The organism is Exiguobacterium sp. AT1b, assembly GCF_000023045.1.
Taxonomy (GTDB): Bacteria; Bacillota; Bacilli; order Exiguobacteriales; family Exiguobacteriaceae; genus Exiguobacterium.
In genome coordinates, this window is sequence record NC_012673.1 from 1,164,112 (window position 1) to 1,180,402 (window position 16,291).

14 protein-coding genes are annotated in these 16,291 nt (G+C 51.6%); 2 read left to right on the plus strand and 12 right to left on the minus strand.

The genetic code is table 11. The features are described from left to right. Positions 1-2: 2 nt before the first annotated feature. Genes wecB through EAT1B_RS05960 form a run of 7 tightly spaced genes read right to left on the minus strand, consistent with a single transcriptional unit; the run spans position 3 to position 7,379 of the window. Positions 3-1,154: a non-hydrolyzing UDP-N-acetylglucosamine 2-epimerase gene (gene wecB, locus EAT1B_RS05930; RefSeq protein WP_012727240.1), complete on the minus strand. Its 1,152-nt coding sequence runs from the start codon at positions 1,152-1,154 to the stop codon at positions 3-5. Between the two features lie 11 nt (positions 1,155-1,165). Further along, positions 1,166-2,728, minus strand: coding sequence for an oligosaccharide flippase family protein (locus EAT1B_RS05935; RefSeq protein ID WP_012727241.1), 1,563 nt, complete (start codon positions 2,726-2,728; stop codon positions 1,166-1,168). An 18-nt stretch (positions 2,729-2,746) separates the two neighbouring features. Next, positions 2,747-3,793 (minus strand): EpsG family protein, encoded by a 1,047-nt coding sequence (locus tag EAT1B_RS05940; RefSeq protein WP_012727242.1) that lies wholly within the window; start codon positions 3,791-3,793, stop codon positions 2,747-2,749. A 15-nt stretch (positions 3,794-3,808) separates the two neighbouring features. After that, a complete protein-coding gene (locus EAT1B_RS05945) occupies positions 3,809-4,735 on the minus strand; it encodes a glycosyltransferase family A protein (RefSeq protein ID WP_012727243.1) in 927 nt (308 codons plus the stop codon). Next, positions 4,732-5,946: a glycosyltransferase gene (locus tag EAT1B_RS05950; RefSeq protein WP_012727244.1), complete on the minus strand. Its 1,215-nt coding sequence runs from the start codon at positions 5,944-5,946 to the stop codon at positions 4,732-4,734. The genes EAT1B_RS05945 and EAT1B_RS05950 overlap by 4 nt, the downstream gene beginning before the upstream one ends. Before the next feature lie 10 nt (positions 5,947-5,956). Then, on the minus strand, positions 5,957-6,655 hold the full coding sequence (locus EAT1B_RS05955) for a CpsD/CapB family tyrosine-protein kinase (protein WP_041917939.1): 699 nt from the start codon (positions 6,653-6,655) through the stop codon (positions 5,957-5,959). After that, the gene (locus EAT1B_RS05960) at positions 6,621-7,379 is read right to left on the minus strand and encodes a YveK family protein (protein WP_047794883.1); all 759 of its coding nucleotides are present in this window, start codon (positions 7,377-7,379) and stop codon (positions 6,621-6,623) included. Before EAT1B_RS05960 ends, EAT1B_RS05955 begins: the two co-directional genes overlap by 35 nt. 397 nt (positions 7,380-7,776) lie before the next feature. Here EAT1B_RS05960 and EAT1B_RS05965 point away from each other — a divergent pair, with 397 nt between their 5' ends. Further along, entirely contained in the window at positions 7,777-9,678 is a 1,902-nt protein-coding gene (locus EAT1B_RS05965) for a beta-glucoside-specific PTS transporter subunit IIABC (RefSeq protein WP_012727245.1), read from the plus strand. A gap of 43 nt (positions 9,679-9,721) precedes the next feature. Further along, positions 9,722-11,179, plus strand: coding sequence for a 6-phospho-beta-glucosidase (locus tag EAT1B_RS05970; RefSeq protein WP_041917940.1), 1,458 nt, complete (start codon positions 9,722-9,724; stop codon positions 11,177-11,179). Positions 11,180-11,238: 59 nt separating this feature from the next. On the opposite strand, the gene EAT1B_RS05975 is transcribed toward EAT1B_RS05970, so the two are convergent. The 5 genes from EAT1B_RS05975 to EAT1B_RS05995 all read right to left on the minus strand — a co-directional run bounded on the left by EAT1B_RS05975 (position 11,239) and on the right by EAT1B_RS05995 (position 16,176). Further along, positions 11,239-12,201: an aldose epimerase family protein gene (locus tag EAT1B_RS05975; protein ID WP_012727247.1), complete on the minus strand. Its 963-nt coding sequence runs from the start codon at positions 12,199-12,201 to the stop codon at positions 11,239-11,241. Positions 12,202-12,237: 36 nt separating this feature from the next. Next, positions 12,238-13,005: a tyrosine-protein phosphatase gene (locus EAT1B_RS05980; RefSeq protein ID WP_012727248.1), complete on the minus strand. Its 768-nt coding sequence runs from the start codon at positions 13,003-13,005 to the stop codon at positions 12,238-12,240. A gap of 6 nt (positions 13,006-13,011) precedes the next feature. Further along, positions 13,012-14,217: a hypothetical protein gene (locus EAT1B_RS05985; RefSeq protein ID WP_012727249.1), complete on the minus strand. Its 1,206-nt coding sequence runs from the start codon at positions 14,215-14,217 to the stop codon at positions 13,012-13,014. An 88-nt stretch (positions 14,218-14,305) separates the two neighbouring features. Continuing rightward, complete coding sequence (locus EAT1B_RS05990) at positions 14,306-15,229, minus strand: LCP family protein (protein WP_012727250.1); 924 nt, start codon at positions 15,227-15,229, stop codon at positions 14,306-14,308. 101 nt (positions 15,230-15,330) lie between these two features. Then, the gene (locus EAT1B_RS05995) at positions 15,331-16,176 is read right to left on the minus strand and encodes a YihY/virulence factor BrkB family protein (protein WP_012727251.1); all 846 of its coding nucleotides are present in this window, start codon (positions 16,174-16,176) and stop codon (positions 15,331-15,333) included. Positions 16,177-16,291: the final 115 nt, after the last annotated feature.

The following is a 16,291-nucleotide window of genomic DNA, read 5'->3' on the forward strand; positions in this document are numbered from 1 at the left end:
GCTCACACCTCTTTCTTCTCGGTCGACACCGTGTGCTGTTTCCACACCTCTCGCATCACATAGTCCGTGTAGGACAACAAGATGCGGAGCACTTTATCGGAGACGTTCGGCATGGCGTAATCGCTCACGAGTCGCATCGAGCCATCCGTCTCTTCTAAGATTCGAAGCGCCTGAAGCACTCGCTCCCGCTTCAATCCGACCATCATCGCCGCCCCTTCCTCCATCGCCTCCGGACGCTCATGCGCTTGTCGGATATTCAATCCTTTGATTCCAAGAATCGAGCTCTCTTCACTAATGGTTCCGCTGTCCGACAACACGGCCTTTGCATGGAGTTGCAGGTGGACGTAGTCACTGAAGCCGAGCGGTTTGAGGGTGCGAATGTTCGGATGGAGACGCACCCCGCTCTCACGAATACGTTTTGCCGTCCGGGGGTGGGTGCTGACGATGAGAGGGAGCTGATACGTGGTCGCGACCGCATTGAGCGTATCTACCAGATCAAAGAAGTTCTCGTCATCACTGATGTTTTCATCGCGATGGGCCGATACGACGAAATAGGCATCTCGCTCCAAGTCGAGCCGCTCGAGCACGTCTGACCGTTCGATCTTCTCCCGTTGACGGTGGAGTACCTCGTACATCGGGCTCCCCGTCTTGATGATGCGGTCCGCCGGTAACCCTTCACGAAGCAGATACTCGCGTGCGATGTCGCTATAGGTCAGGTTGATGTCGGCGATATGGTCGACGATGCGACGATTCGTCTCCTCTGGGACCCGTTCGTCAAAACAGCGATTCCCCGCCTCCATGTGAAAGATGGGGATGTGGTGGCGTTTCGCGGCGATGGCTGCGAGACAGCTGTTCGTGTCCCCGAGTAACAAGACCGCGTCCGGACGTTCGGACGTGAGCACGGGATCGATAGCGATGAGGATATTCCCAATCGTCGCCATCGGACCATCCGCTGAGGCGTCTAACACATAGTCCGGTGTCCGGAGTCCGAAGTCTTCAAAGAAAATCTGATTCAATTCATAGTCATAGTTTTGTCCCGTATGAACGAGCACATGGTCGATTGCCTCGGAGGCTTCGAGACGTGCCATCACGGCGGACAATCGAATGATTTCGGGTCTGGTACCAACAATCGTCATGACCTTGAGTCGTTTCATCTTGTTCCCTCCTAGGATGTGTGGTGAATGGATAGGATGCGTAGTTTCAATTGAGCGAACACTTGGCGGAACATGGCTTTCTCCGTCTCATCAAATGCGAGTCCCCACATGATTATTGCGTAAATACTGATGAGCACGATTCCCTTCACCCCGAAGCCGAACCAATTCGAGGACGGGAAGAAGAACTGGATTCCCCAGCCGATGAGCGTGTACAGGAGAATACCAGGCAAGAGCTTCAGATGGCACTTGCGGAAAAAGTCGAGGATGTCGAGACCGAGGACCCGATGGTAAATCACGTTCATATAGAAGACGAGTCCGACGATGTTGCCGATACAAATGGCGATGGCCGCACCAATCGGACCAAAGTGTGGAATCAACAGTGGTGAGAGCGTCATACTGATGGCGGCCACGATGAGGGCAGCGAACGCCCGATACTTCACTTTGTTCTCGGCAATGAGTGTCGTATTGCCGATGTCTTGCGTCAATGTGATCACACTCGGTGCAATCAAGAGAAGGGCGATGACGTAGGAGTCGGTGAAGTCTGGTCCGACCCATAGGTGCATGAACTCGCGACCGAGGATGAAGAACGAGGCGAGGATGAGTCCGACGATATACAGTTGAATCCGACCGATGCGGACGAAGAGGTACCCGATGGCCTCGCGATCGTTTCGGGACAACATCCGACTGACTTTCGGAAGGAATAAGTAACCGAGCGAGGCCGCGATGGTCCAGACATACCCTTCGATGACCATCCCGACGGAAAAGAGGGCAATCGAGGCACTGCCCGCTAGAATCCCCAGTAGACTCGGGGTAATGTTCAACACGAAGCGTTGGGCGACGAGCGTAATCGTGCTCCAGGACGTGAAGCTAAAGATGTCCCGATAAATCCCCTTCTCTCGATTCTGAAAATTGGCACGAACGAGAGTCTTACGCCGAATGAAGACGTACTCGATGAGTAAGACAATCGTGCCGACTAGCGCATTGACGATGACGAGGGCATACAACCCATAGCCGAGAAGAAGCGCAGTGACCATCAAGGCGACCGTCCCGACCTTCTCAGCGAGATGCAGGGCACTCGAGAAGAGGAATTGTTCATGGGATACGAGAATGCCAGAGAATGGCTTCGTCGGGAACGAGACGACGATGAACAGTCCCGCAATCACATAGAGGACTTTCAACTGTTCGAGCTCGGTCGCCGTCAAACTCGAGTAAATCGAGTCCAAGAAGAAGTAGACGACGGTGAGGATGAGGAAGAGGACGAGTGAGATGGCGATGAACAGTTTATAGGCGATGCCTAAAAATCGTCCTGCCCGCTCGTGGTCCCCCTCCGCCATATACTTGCTCATGAATCGTGAGACGGCCGCATCGAGCCCGAAGTCCATCGCGAACATACTGATGAGCGAGATGGTCAGCATATACAACCCGTAACTCGCCTGCCCGATCTCATGAATCATCCACGGCGTATAGATGAGACCGGATAAGATGCCGAAAAAGATCTGCGTGTAGGACATGACCGCCCCGATCTTGATTTTACGGTTACTGGCTGCCTCGTCTAGCGTCATGCGTGTCGACATATGCTTCACCTCCTCGTGTTACCAAAAGAACGAATAAACCGGCGCTTCGCGAATGAACAAGAGACCGAGCAACATGACCGCCGAGTAATAGACGACGAGTCGTTCCCGCCGCTCGAACGTGCCGACAATCTCCGGAATCATCAACAGCAGGAAGAGCGAGAAGTATTGGACGAGCCTCATCATGGATGGGTTCAAGAACGTCAACGGCAAGAGACAGGCGGCGAGCAACAGCGCATTGAAGAAATGGATGGCGGATGGATTGTTCGCTAGAATTTGCTCTTTCCGCCATAATGCCACGAAGAGGACGGAGAGCAACATCAGACTGAAGTTGACCGCCCCGGCCCCGTCCATGGCGCTGTACGTATCGTAGCCAGACACTTGGACGAGCAGGTCGAAGAATGGATTCCGGAAGACGAACAATCCGACGATGACCCCGAACATGGTCATCAAATACGCTTTGGTCAGTTGCTTGTTCGCTAAAAAGTAGAACGGGACGAAGATGAGCGAAGATTTATGAATCGTCATGGCGATGCATACGAGCAGGAGGAACCAGCCCAACTTCCGCGCCCGCACGAAATGGTAGCCGACGAGCACGACGAGCGCGGTCGCCACCGTTTGCCGTAATCCTGTGACGGCAAAGAATTCGTAGAAGAGGACCGAAAAGAGCAGAAAACTGATGAGCGGTTCGCTCGAGTATTTATAGATGAAATAGCCGAGCGGGATCATGAAGATCATCGCGATGAGCACGAGATACACTTGATAGTCCGTGATCACGTACTGAATGAGACGTTGGAACAGGTAGAACCCCGGGTCCTCGCTCTCCGTGAAGACAATTTCAAAGAAGCGGTCGGTGAACGCACCGAGCGGCAACGTTTGCGACTGAAGGAAGAGTGCCTTGTACTGCGCGGTATCGGCCCCGACCGTGACGTCTCGGAAGCCTGACAAGACGATCCATTGAATCGTGGCGAAAGATACGAACCAAGCCCGGCGACTCGGAATCTCGTGACGGATTAACAACATTCCCCAACCGACCAACAGCGCCATATTGACTAAATAGATCGTCATCTCAATCCCTCCTTTCTAGCGATAGATCAGATTGGTCATTCCCCGATATAGAGACAGCAGATTTGAAAACAAGATGCCGTTCCAGCGGAGCCACCGATATTCCATCGGTCCAAAGTAACGATTCACATCATGTGTCGTTAAGTACTGTTCCCGTACGTCCGCCGCATTTTCCTTGAACGTGTGCTTCAGAATGATAGCGGTCAATTCCTCTCCGTTATCACGGACCTCGACGTCCTGGAGTAGCCGCTTCAGATAGCGATTCGATTCCATCGTGGCCCGGTGTGCGATTTTTTTCGTCTGTTGCTCGCCGTGAATCCGTGAATAGACGAGCGGCTCACGCATGACGTAAAAGTCGAACCCGTCGAGCGCCAACTCGACCCAGCAGATCCAGTCTTGGATGAAGCGGTCCTCTAGCGAGAAACGCCGATGTTCGAACGCTTGTCGCGGAATCAAGAGCGCGCATCCGTTCAAAGTCGACGACAACAACAAGTGACGGAACATGTCCTGACTCGAATAGAATCCGCTCACTTTCCGTTGCACCCGTCGAATCGCCTCCCCCTTTTCGTCAATGAACGCCGTCCCTGTCACGACGATCGTCTGGTTCATCGGGAGATGTTGCTCGCGCATCACATCGAGCTGTCGTTCGATCTTTGTCGGCGCATACACGTCATCGTGGCTGAGCCAAGAGAAGTAGTCTCCGCTCATCTCTTCAATTCCACGATTCAACGCACTCGAGACGCCCCCATTCTCCTTTTCCACGTAGCGAATTTGATTGCCGTAACTTGTGGCGATCGCCGCCGTCTTTCCCTCATCGGTCGAGCCGTCGTTGACGACGATCACTTCAATCGCTGGATACGTCTGGGCCAAGGCGCTGTCGATACAAGTCCGTAAATAATCACTCCCGTTATAGACTGGGATGATGATGGATACGAGTGGTGTCATAAGGCGTTCCTCACTTTCTCGGTTTGCAGCTCCTCGTACACGTGCAGGTAATCCTGTGCCCGGTCGAACAAGTCGAACCGTTGACGCGCTTCGTTCGCACAAGCGATTCGTGAGATCGAGGCGTGATGGAGACGATCGAGTCCGTCCATCACATCGTTGACCGATCGTGTGGCGACGACGACGCCGGTCCGTTCGGTCACGAGTTCCGGACTGGCCGTGGAATCGAGGACGAGGACTGGCGTGCCGCATGCGAGCGCCTCTGCCGTCACGTTTCCAAATGACTCTTCCTCTGACAGGTTCAACAAGACGTCTGCCGCGGCATAGTACGAAGCCAATTCGCTCGGGTCATGCGTCTCTTGAATGTGAAGCACGTTCGCCGGCAGGTCATGTTGTTCTGGCAGCTGTCCGACTAAGACGATTTGGTCGGACGGTCTGGCTTTGGCCAACTCCATGAAGGCAGACAGTCCTTTCGCCTCGGTCCAATGGCTCGCCACCCCGAGAAGAATGTGTTGTCCCGTCAACCCGAGGCGTGCCCGAAGTGGGCCTGGCTCTTTCGGCGTGAACGTCTCCAAATCGACCCAGTTGTGGATACGACGAATGATGGACGCATGTTGCAAAATCGAGAAGTGGGCTTCCATCGTGATCCAATCCGACACTCCGACTACTGCCAAGCGAGGGATGGCATCGAACCATTGTCGCTTGTCCGCCAACATCTCTCCGGTCCGGTCTAAAAACCAGCTCGGGATGTCTTTTTTTAAGAGCGGGCACTGTCCACATCCGTCCTTCCAGCGCTCACACCCGACCGCCGTGTAGTGCGTACATTTCCCGGTGAATAGCCAGCAGTCGTGAAGCGTCATGACGGTGGCGATGTCCCGCTTCGCCAAATACTCAAACAGCGTCTGAAGATGAAGGTAATTGGCGTGAAGATTATGAAGGTGAACTACGTCCGGCCGAAAGCCGTCCATGAAAGCGATCAAGTCAGCGGTCGATCGTTTGGACATATATCCTTGACGCCCCGTCACGCGGGCGTGGAGCGCATGTCGCTTCGTTTCCCACGCCTGTCCAACCACCACACTCGTCTCGGTCACTGGCCCGGTCGCATGGGCGATTCGGACGTGGTGTCCATAAGAGGCATGAACGGATGCGAGCTCTTTACACATCCGACCGGTGCTTTTCACTTCGTTGATGGCATTGATGTGAAGAATATTCATGTCTGACACCTCACTCGTATGCGTAGTAGGTGTTCGTATCACGAGAAGAACGCTTGTTGAGGACGAGTCCGAGAAGTTGTGACCCGGTCCGTTCAAGTTGCTCTTTCGCCTTCAGGACGAGCTGACGATCTGAGTTCTCGCAGCCGATCACGAGAATCGTCCCGTCGGATACGTTGGCCAACAGTCGAGCATCGGCGACGTGCATCATCGGAGGCGTGTCGACGATCACGATATCAAACTGTTCACGCAAATCACTGAGGAGGTCCGTCATGCGTGACGAGGCGATCAGTTCGGTCGGATTCGGTGGAATCGGACCGGCCGCAAGCAAAGTCAGACGCGGAATATCCGTTTTTTGAAGCGCGTGTTCGAGCGTGACGCGACCGGCCAATACGGTAGACAATCCCGCACGTGCTGACATCTGAAACGTTTGGTGTGCCGTTGGTTTTCGCATATCACAATCGATGATGACGACATTTTTTCCGAGTTGCGCATAAACGACCCCTAGGTTTGCCGCCGTGGTCGACTTCCCTTCCCCAGACGAAGCGGAAGTGATCGTAATCATCTGTAACTTATGGCCGACGGACGTGAACTCCAGATTGGTCCGTATCGTCCGATATTGTTCAGAGATCGGTGACTTCGGATTCGCCAACGTGACGAGATCCCGTTTTTTATAATCAAGACGATTGGCGTTCTTTTTTCGACCGAACATGCGAAACGTCTCCTTTCACTTGGGGTGTCGCTTCCTTCACATTTTTCGTTTTCAAATCCCGACGTTCGATTGTCGGAATCGACCCGATGACCGGCAAGTCCAGCAACCGTTCCGCTTCTTGCTCGTTCCGGATTCGTTTATCAAAGACGTGGCGTAATAGACCGATGAATCCACCTAACAGGAATCCGGCGAATAGACCGATCGCCGTATTGAGTAGCACGTTCGGCGAGACCGGCGCCTCCGGAATTTCGGCTGGAGATAAAATTCGAACGTTGTCGATGTTCATCAGATCCGGGATTTCAGAAACGAACACTTCACTGATCACATTGGCCGTTTCCGCTGCTACGACGGGGTCGTTCGCGGTAACGAACACATTGATGACTTGCGATTCCTCTTCACTTTCTACGGTGAGTGCCTCCGAGAGCGGGTCTGGTGCGTTCGGCACCTGTTCTTTGACTTTCTCAAGAACAGCCGGACTCTTCATGATGACGCGATACGTATTGACAAGTGAGAGCGAGGATAACACTTCCGAACTGTCTACGCGGTTGTCTTCTTGTTGTGTAACGAGTAGAACTTGTGTGGACGCCTCATATTTCGGCTGGATGAATGAAGTGCTCACATAGTAAGCCAGGAGTCCGACGAGAACCATACTCACGAACATCCACTTCTTACTTTTCTTGAGAACTTCCACGAGATCGCCCACGATTGTCGTTTGTTCCTTCATGTTGGTTTCCTCCCTACAGACAGATTAAATGACCGAAATCAGGCGCAGGTTAACTGTAGTACCTTCTTACCCCCTTCATCTTGATAATTGGAAAGAAGGATTTATCATTTTTTCGCAACATCATGTCATGATGCCGTTCCGCTTTCTTCTTTTACGTTGTAGGGAGGGTCGAAAAACAAAAAAAGTAAAATGTAAGCGTTGACATTTTGAATTGCTGCATGCTACATTTCAATTATCAAATAACAACTGAACGGTATCCTGCGCAGGAATGTTACCTTTAGTGGGCATAACCTGACTCGAGTCGGATGAATGACGTGATCTCACGTTCTTCATTTGACACGGGTCAGGTTTTTTATTTGACGCAAACCAAAATTATGGGAAAAGGAAGGGAACGGACATGAAATATGAACAGCTCGCACGCGATATTATTCAACATGTTGGCGGGAAAGAGAACGTCAATAGCGTCGTCCACTGTATCACCCGTTTGCGTTTCAAATTAAAAGATGAACAAAAAGCAGATACTGAAACAATCAAAAACATGGACGGGGTCGTCACTGTCATGAAGAGCGGTGGCCAATATCAAGTGGTCATCGGCAATCATGTACCTGAGGTCTATAAGGCAGTCGTCGAAGTCGGTGGATTCCAACAACAATCACCGATTGAAGATGAAAACGCTCCAAAGGGATCGTTGTTCAGCCGTTTCATCGATATCATCTCTAGCATCTTCACGCCTGTGCTCGGTGTCTTAGCCGCGACCGGGATGATCAAAGGGTTCAATGCCCTGTTCGTCGCACTCGGTTGGCTCGATAATACATCCGGTACGTATCAATTGTTAAATGCCATCGGAGATTCGCTGTTCTACTTCTTCCCGATTTTCCTTGGCTATACGGCCATTAAGAAGTTCGGTGGAAGTCCGTTTATCGGAATGGCCATTGGAGCGTCCCTCGTCTACCCGACCTTATCGACGCTCACTGCTGGAGACCCCCTCTATACGGTCTTCGCTGGAACCATGTTCGAGTCGCCGGTTCATATCACGTTCCTCGGCATCCCCGTCATCTTGATGACGTACTCGACTTCCGTCATTCCGATTATCATCGCCGCCTTCTTTGCAGCGAAACTTGAAAACTTCTTAAAAACCGTCATTCCGGACGTTGTCAAAATGTTCATCGTTCCACTTCTTACATTGCTCATCGTCGTACCGCTCACATTCATCCTGATTGGACCAATCGCGACTTGGGCAGGAATGCTGCTCGGTAGCGCAACGGTCGCTGTATATAACCTGAGTCCACTCGTCGCCGGCCTGTTCCTCGGTGGATTATGGCAAGTGTTTGTCATCTTCGGTCTTCATTGGGGACTCGTTCCAGTCGCCATCAACAACTTGACGTCACTCGGATCGGACCCTGTACTCGCACTCATCTTTGCAGCATCGTTCGCTCAGATTGGTGCCGTACTCGCCGTCTTCTTGAAAATTAAAAATCAGAAAATCAAAACACTCAGTATTCCGGCCTTTATCTCAGGTATCTTCGGTGTCACGGAACCCGCTATTTATGGGGTGACGCTCCCCCTCAAGAAACCATTCATCATGAGTTGTATCGGTGGTGCGGTCGGTGGTGGAATCATGGGAATCATGGGGACACAAGTGTATATCATCGGGGGTCTCGGAGTCTTCGGTTACCCATCAAACATCTCACCGGAAGGCATCACGACCGGTTTCTATGGCTCATTGATTGGGACAGCTGTCGCCTTCGTCGTCGGATTTGTCTTGACTTACCTCTTCGGCGGCGTCAATAAAGCGGCCGCTGCGACACCGCAACCTGATGTCACACCGGTCGCCAAAGAAGTATCCGCGACAACTGTCGGTCAGGAACAAGTCGTTAGCCCGCTCAAAGGAACTGTCGTCCGTTTGAAAGATATCTCGGATGTCGCCTTCTCATCCGGTTCGCTCGGTCAAGGTGTTGCCATCGAACCGACAGAAGGGAAACTCATCGCCCCGGTTTCCGGTACGGTGTCCGCTCTCTTCCCGACACATCACGCCATCGGCATCACGACGGAGTCAGGGGCTGAAATCCTCATTCACATCGGTATGGATACCGTTCAATTAGAAGGGAAGCATTTCAAAGCACACGTCACACAAGGTGAATTTGTCGAAAAAGGACAACTGCTGATCGATTTCGATATCGACGCGATCAAGCAATCAGGTCGTGCGTTGACGACACCTGTGATTGTCACGAACCGAAAAGCACTCTCACCAAACTACGCCTCACATGTCCAGACGGGCGATCCGATTTTCATCATCTAATGAATCAAGTGGGAGGATTTTTCCTCCCACTAATATAGAAAGGATGGATACGATGAGTTTTCCAAAAGGATTTTTATGGGGTGGCGCCATTGCCGCCAACCAAGCAGAAGGCGCTTATGCAGAAGGGGGAAAAGGTTTAACTACCGTCGACTTGTTGCCGACGGGTAAAAAACGCTTCGATGTCATGTTTGGAGAACTGCCATCATTAGAACCTATGCCCGGAGAGTTTTATCCTTCGCATGAAGCGATTGATTTTTACCATCGCTACAAAGAAGACATCGCTTTATTCGCTGAGATGGGATTCAAGGCGCTTCGCCTCTCGATCGCATGGTCAAGAATCTTCCCGAACGGAGATGACGTGGAGCCGAACGAGGAAGGTTTGCAGTTTTATGATGATGTCTTCGATGAACTATTAAAACATGGGATTGAACCAGTCGTGACAATCGCTCACTTCGATGTACCTGTCAGCTTGATCAAAAAATATGGAAGCTGGCGCAATCGACGAGTCGTCGACTTCTTCGAGACATATGCGAAGACCCTCTTCACCCGCTACAACGGTAAAGTGAAGTATTGGATGACGTTCAACGAGATCAATATGCTACTCCACCTCCCATTCATTGGAGCGGGCATCGTGTTCGAGGACGGAGAAGACAAGCAACAAGTGAAATATCAGGCGGCCCATCATCAACTCGTCGCGAGTGCGAAAGCCGTCAAAGCAGCCCACGAAATCAATCCTGATCTACAGGTGGGTTGTATGCTTGCTGCTGGTCAAACGTATGCCTATTCGTGTAACCCGAATGATGTGTTAGATGCAATGGACAAAGACCGTGAATCGTTCTTCTTCATCGACGTCCAATCACGTGGAGAGTACCCGGGATATGCCAAACGATATCTCGAGGAGCAAGGTATTACGCTTCAGATAGAAGAAGGTGACCTCGAACTGTTGAAAGAGCATACGGTCGACTACATCGGCTTCAGCTATTATGCAAGTCGGACGACGAGTACGGATCCAGAGATAAATCAGTCGACCGAAGGAAACATTTTCAGTTCACTTGAGAACCCGTTCCTCGAGAAATCGGAATGGGGCTGGACAATTGACCCGACCGGTTTCCGGATCACGGCGAACCAACTGTATGACCGCTATCAAAAGCCGCTATTCGTCGTCGAGAACGGACTCGGTGCCGTCGATACACCGGATGCGACTGGATATGTCGAAGACGATTATCGCATCGACTATATGGCGAAACATATCGAACAGATGCACGAGGCCATCAAGGACGGTGTCGAGATCATCGGCTACACAAGCTGGGGTCCGATTGACTTGGTGAGTGCGTCGACCGGTGAGATGAAGAAACGCTACGGCTTCATCTATGTCGATAAAGACAATGAAGGCAACGGGACGCTCACACGTTCCAAGAAAAAGAGCTTCGATTGGTATAAGCAAGTGATTGCGACGAACGGGGCGGACGTCACTACTCCTGTTCAAACTACTAAATCTTGATTAAAAAGGAGGCAACCGACTTAAATCGGTTGCCTCCTTTTTGAATGGTAGTGATGAATTTATTCCACCCCAAATCGATACACCGTGCGTGAGTGATAGAGCTCACCCGGTTTCAGTTCGATGGAGGTCGCGATGTCCGGATGATTCGGAGCGTCCGGATACGCCTGTGCCTCGAGACAAATCGCGCTATGTTTCTGTCGACCATTGAGCGTCACCGGTGTCTCTTCACTGAGGAAGTTTCCCGTATAAACGACCATGACCGGTTGATTCGTTTCGACCGTCATCGTCCGTCCGCTCACCGGGTCATGCAATCGAATCGGTTCATCCTTCAAGATAAACGGATGATCGAGACCGCTCGCCCTTTCAATCGCCTCGTCTCCCGACACGAGCGCCTCTCGGACCGTTTTTCCGTCTCGGAAGTCGAACGGTGTTCCGCTCACATCCCGCAACTCGCCTGTCGGTAGTGACTCTGCATCGAGCACCCCGACCAAATCGGCTGGTAGCGTCAGCTCATGGTCGTGGATGGTCGGGCGTCCGCCGAGATTGAAGTAGTTATGATGGTTCAAGTTGACCCACGTCCGTTGGTCCGTTTCCGCTGTCATCGTGACAATCAGTTCATTGTCATCCGTCAGCTCATATAACACTTTAAAGAAGACGTTCCCCGGGTATCCTTCTTCCCCGTCCGGACTGAGATATGTGAACTGAATGCACTGTTCGTCGGCGTCCATCTCCCAGTGACGGGCCGTGATGCCTTTGTCACCTCCGTGGATATGATGGGGCGCCTCGCTTGGGGTCAAAGCGACACCCTCAATCTCTGCGTCACGAATCCGTCCGGCAATCCGCCCGACGACCAACCCGAGATATACGGGATTTTCTAAGTATTGAGAGACGTCCCCGTACTTCAAGATGACCGAGTCAAAATTCCCTTCCCGGTCCGGGGCCGTCAGTTCCGTCATCGCACAGCCATAGTCAATGGCGGATAGTATCATGCCGTTGGCGTTTTGAATCGTCGCTTGTTTCATGCCATCACCTTTCTACCCCGTCATCGGGCAATTGATTTACCACTTCCAGCGCCCTCGCCAGTTTTTTTCTGGCAAATGAGGCGGATTCACCGCAATCGGTTCATCGGCTAATATCGCCTCCGTAAAGCGGAGCTGCTGTTGCCACATCTCTTCTCCAAGTTCATTGATGACTTCCTGTCTTGCCGCTAACCAATTGAAATCACGATGTTCCACGTTATGGGCATCGGAGGCGACGATGTGACTCAACCCGTTACTGATGAACGTAAGCGCGAGCTCTCGGACCTGTCTTCCGAACTGCCCTGTCAAACTGCTTGTCGTCACTTGCGACAACGCACCCGCTGATACGAGATGATGCAATTTTTCGGGATGGAGTGCAAACTCACGATTCCGCTCTGGATGCGCGATGACCGGAACGTATCCAGCCGCCTGTAGTTGAAAGAATAAGGACTCTGTATAAGCAGGCAGACTTTGACTCGGTAGTTCCACCAGCACATAGCGGGACCCGGCGAGCGAGTGTGCCTCCCCAGACTCGAGCGCATCAATCAACTCCCCAAAGATTCGAATCTCTTGCCCGACATACAAGGTCAAGGGAATCTGTTCCTCATCGAGTCGTTGTTGTAGATGCGCGACTTCTTTCGTGATGTCATGATGCTGCGTCTCGAAGTACGGATGATACGCGTGTGGTGTCACGACAATCGACGTCACCCCTTCTTCGACTGCACGCCTCGCGAGTTGCAAGGACGCTTCCATCGTGCGTGGTCCGTCGTCTACCTCAGGCAACAAATGACAATGTACATCAATCATGAGGATTCACTCTCCAGTGTGTTTTTGTTTTATCCAAACGTATTCATATGGGCGAAGCGTCACATGGCTCATCCATTCTTCTGTAAAGAGACTCGTTCCTTCGCAATCCGTCTGCACCGTCTCCTCACTCATGTTCGTCAATAACAGGAGGGTCTCTCCTTGGTGCTTCCGCTTGACGGCGAATACGCGGCGGTCGAGACGTACGATCTCTTGGTCGGTATACGGTGACAAGGCAGGTTGGAGTCGTTTCACATTCAATTGGCTCAATATCCCTTCATAAACACGAAGTCGATCTGGATCGCGTTTCAATGCTCGGACGAGATCTTCCTGTTCAACCGGTTGCGACACCCCAAATAAAGTTCGGTAATCAATCAACGGAATCCCTTGAAGCGACAACAATACACTGTGGGCTGCGAGAATCACATCTGGGTTAGTGTCCATCAGATTTTTCTCAAACGGATCACGTTCCGCCGAAGAGAGGAAATTGAAATAGGTTTGATCGGCTCTCAGCGGATGCACCTGACTCGCCCAATCACTCAAACGTGTCACATCCGCCTGCGCAAACGCTAAAATCACATGGCTGGATAAGTCGAAATGGCAGACGACGTCCGCTTCCGCCTCATAGATGAGGGCAGAATCCACACGCTCATTGGCGATAATCAGCTGCGCATTCGGCTTATACGTATGCATGACCGTCCGCCATAGCTTGAGGATGTGTTTGACTCGTTCCGGCTCCATTCCACGAAACGACTCGACATGGACGCGGATTTTCGTCGCTCCGTACGCTAGACGTTCGATCAGTTCATCCGTTACGGTGACAAGGTCGAATTGCGCCTCATTCCATGCTTCAGGCGTCATCTCGTAAATCAAATCGAACGTGTCGGTGAAACGTCCTAAGTCTTCGAATAGTTGCACCCGCGAGTCGATCGCCGTGTCCTGTTGTTTCGGTTGATATGGGAAAAGAGAGACGAGATAAAGATCACTCACCGTCGTTTGGACGTGATCGGCTAACCATTGATGGAGAGCCTCGAGGTTCGCTCGACCGTCCGTCAGAATAAACCCGGCATCCATCAACAAGACGTTTGTTTTTTCAGACGGACGCTCATGGTCGTGCCAACGATGATCCGACCACTTTTCAAATAACTGCTCCCACTTTTCTTGTGAGGTCTCCCCGAGTTCGTGAAGCACCTCTTCAATCGTTTCCCATTTCATGACTCATCCCTCCTTGGCATCTCTTTATTTCTCCCACTTTCCGTCCCCTTTGAAACACAAAAAAACTGTCCGACTTGAGTCAGACAGCTTACTCCATCAATCGTTGCAACTCTTCCCGAACGCCATTCAACGAAGTAGAATCCGGATTCCAGTAATAGATCCCGTCCCCCGCTAATCCGCCAGCCCCCTCGAGCCGTAACACACTCGCATTGCGGAACGCGTTCATATAGTCCGTCGACAATGAGACGAATTCATTGAGTTCGATATTCGTCTTCGCCTGGTCACCGACGACCTCCAGTAAGGCAGTGACCTTGTCTAGCGAGAAGTCCGTCCGTCCTTTTTCAATGATGGCGGCGACGACATCCCGCTGACGTTCTTGACGACCGAAGTCACCGTTTGGATCGTTATAGCGCATCCGCGTATAATCGAGTGCCGCTTCTCCGTCTAGCGTCACTTCACCGACGGGAAACGTGTAATCTTCTGTCGAGAACGCGAATTTATTCATGACCGTGATGCCTCCGAGTGCATCCACCACGTCGCTGAATGCCTCCATATCCGTCTCGATGACATAATCGATTGGGATCTCGAGGAAATTCTCGACCGTATTCATAGCCATTTCGGCCCCTCCGAACGCATAGGCGTGATTGATCTTATCGCGCGTCCCTTTCCCAACGATTTCGGTCAATGTATCCCGAGGAATCGAGAGCATCGCGCCTTCATCGAGCTCCGGATTGAGTGTCAGCACGATGATTGAGTCACTTCGTCCCTGTTCGGTCCCGCGTCGGTCGATTCCAAGCAAGAGAATGGAAACCGACTCTTTGCGTTCAATGGTCTCGACCTGTTTACGCTCTTTGCTGATGTTCAAGTTGTCATTCACTTGTGCGACGGTGTCATCGACTTCTTTTACCATTGACCAGACGAACGCGCCACCTGTGATGAGCACCAAGGCCATGACGCCTGCTACAACCCCTAGTACGATTTTCCACTTCGATGGTTTACGATGTTTCGCCATGTGGCCACACCTTCTTCCGTGAAATTGTACTAGTTTATTCCCATGCCACGGGTTGTTTTAAAGCATGTTCACAAAGAATAATCATGATATCCCTTTTTTTGTTACGGGAAATGGGTCCGGATCGGTTGACGGGTCATATGGTAGGGCCAGGCTGCATTGATTTCTGCCCCGATCAGCATCGTCGCCGCCGTCAGATAGAGCCAAATCTGTAGCAGGATGACCGCACCGATCGTGCCATACGTATCCCCGAGAATCGAGAAACGTTCGACATAGATGCTGTATCCGGTCGACAGCAATTGCCACGAGATGACCGCAAACACGGCTCCGGGAAGTGTTTCGATGAAGCGCACTCGCTGCTGTGGCGCGATTTTATAAAAGAGGGAGAACGCGATGATCAAAATGATGGTCGAGACCGTATAACGCGTCACCGTCGACAAGCGGTCGAATTCCTCAACTTGTGGATAGAGGGCATAAATCAGTTCGACAAACTCTTGACCGAATAGATGAAACACGATCAAGATGACCGCCCCGATACTCCCTGCTAAAATCACGAGCAACCCGATCAACCGTCGGAAGATATAGCCACGCGCTTCCGTCTCCCCATATGCGAACACCGTCAGCTTGACGAGTCGTGCCGTCCCGTTCGAAGCGGACCAAAACGCGATGATGGCACTGACCGATAACAATCCACCGTTCAAGTTTCCGCTCACATCATAGACGATGGATAACAGCTCACGCACACTTGAACCGGGAATGAGCGTTTCAATCTGCTCGATGAGAAGCGCGTCATCGATTTGAAACCATGCCATCACGGCGAAGAGGACGACAAACGTCGGAAAGATGGCTAAAAACCAAAAAAACGCCAGTGTGGCACTATAATCATTAATGTGATGGTCTTTGAATCGATGCCTGACGTCCACGGCCAGTCGAAACATACTTTCAAACATCGCCACCCTCCTCTCATCACTTCTGCACTTATATCATTCTACATCTCGGGCAACCTGTCCTTTTGAGCAATCGTTATTTCGGGTATGCCCTATAGAGGACTAAATCTTACAAATG

What these genes read in the sequence shown, in the direction of transcription:
- wecB (WP_012727240.1), bottom strand. Translation starts at nt 1,154, where the DNA reads ATGAAACGACTCAAGGTCATGACGATTGTTGGTACCAGACCCGAAATC.
- EAT1B_RS05935 (WP_012727241.1), bottom strand. Translation starts at nt 2,728, where the DNA reads ATGTCGACACGCATGACGCTAGACGAGGCAGCCAGTAACCGTAAAATC.
- EAT1B_RS05940 (WP_012727242.1), bottom strand. Translation starts at nt 3,793, where the DNA reads ATGACGATCTATTTAGTCAATATGGCGCTGTTGGTCGGTTGGGGAATG.
- EAT1B_RS05945 (WP_012727243.1), bottom strand. Translation starts at nt 4,735, where the DNA reads ATGACACCACTCGTATCCATCATCATCCCAGTCTATAACGGGAGTGAT.
- EAT1B_RS05950 (WP_012727244.1), bottom strand. Translation starts at nt 5,946, where the DNA reads ATGAATATTCTTCACATCAATGCCATCAACGAAGTGAAAAGCACCGGT.
- EAT1B_RS05955 (WP_041917939.1), bottom strand. Translation starts at nt 6,655, where the DNA reads ATGTTCGGTCGAAAAAAGAACGCCAATCGTCTTGATTATAAAAAACGG.
- EAT1B_RS05960 (WP_047794883.1), bottom strand. Translation starts at nt 7,379, where the DNA reads ATGAAGGAACAAACGACAATCGTGGGCGATCTCGTGGAAGTTCTCAAG.
- EAT1B_RS05965 (WP_012727245.1), top strand. Translation starts at nt 7,777, where the DNA reads ATGAAATATGAACAGCTCGCACGCGATATTATTCAACATGTTGGCGGG.
- EAT1B_RS05970 (WP_041917940.1), top strand. Translation starts at nt 9,722, where the DNA reads ATGGATACGATGAGTTTTCCAAAAGGATTTTTATGGGGTGGCGCCATT.
- EAT1B_RS05975 (WP_012727247.1), bottom strand. Translation starts at nt 12,201, where the DNA reads ATGAAACAAGCGACGATTCAAAACGCCAACGGCATGATACTATCCGCC.
- EAT1B_RS05980 (WP_012727248.1), bottom strand. Translation starts at nt 13,005, where the DNA reads ATGATTGATGTACATTGTCATTTGTTGCCTGAGGTAGACGACGGACCA.
- EAT1B_RS05985 (WP_012727249.1), bottom strand. Translation starts at nt 14,217, where the DNA reads ATGAAATGGGAAACGATTGAAGAGGTGCTTCACGAACTCGGGGAGACC.
- EAT1B_RS05990 (WP_012727250.1), bottom strand. Translation starts at nt 15,229, where the DNA reads ATGGCGAAACATCGTAAACCATCGAAGTGGAAAATCGTACTAGGGGTT.
- EAT1B_RS05995 (WP_012727251.1), bottom strand. Translation starts at nt 16,176, where the DNA reads ATGTTTGAAAGTATGTTTCGACTGGCCGTGGACGTCAGGCATCGATTC.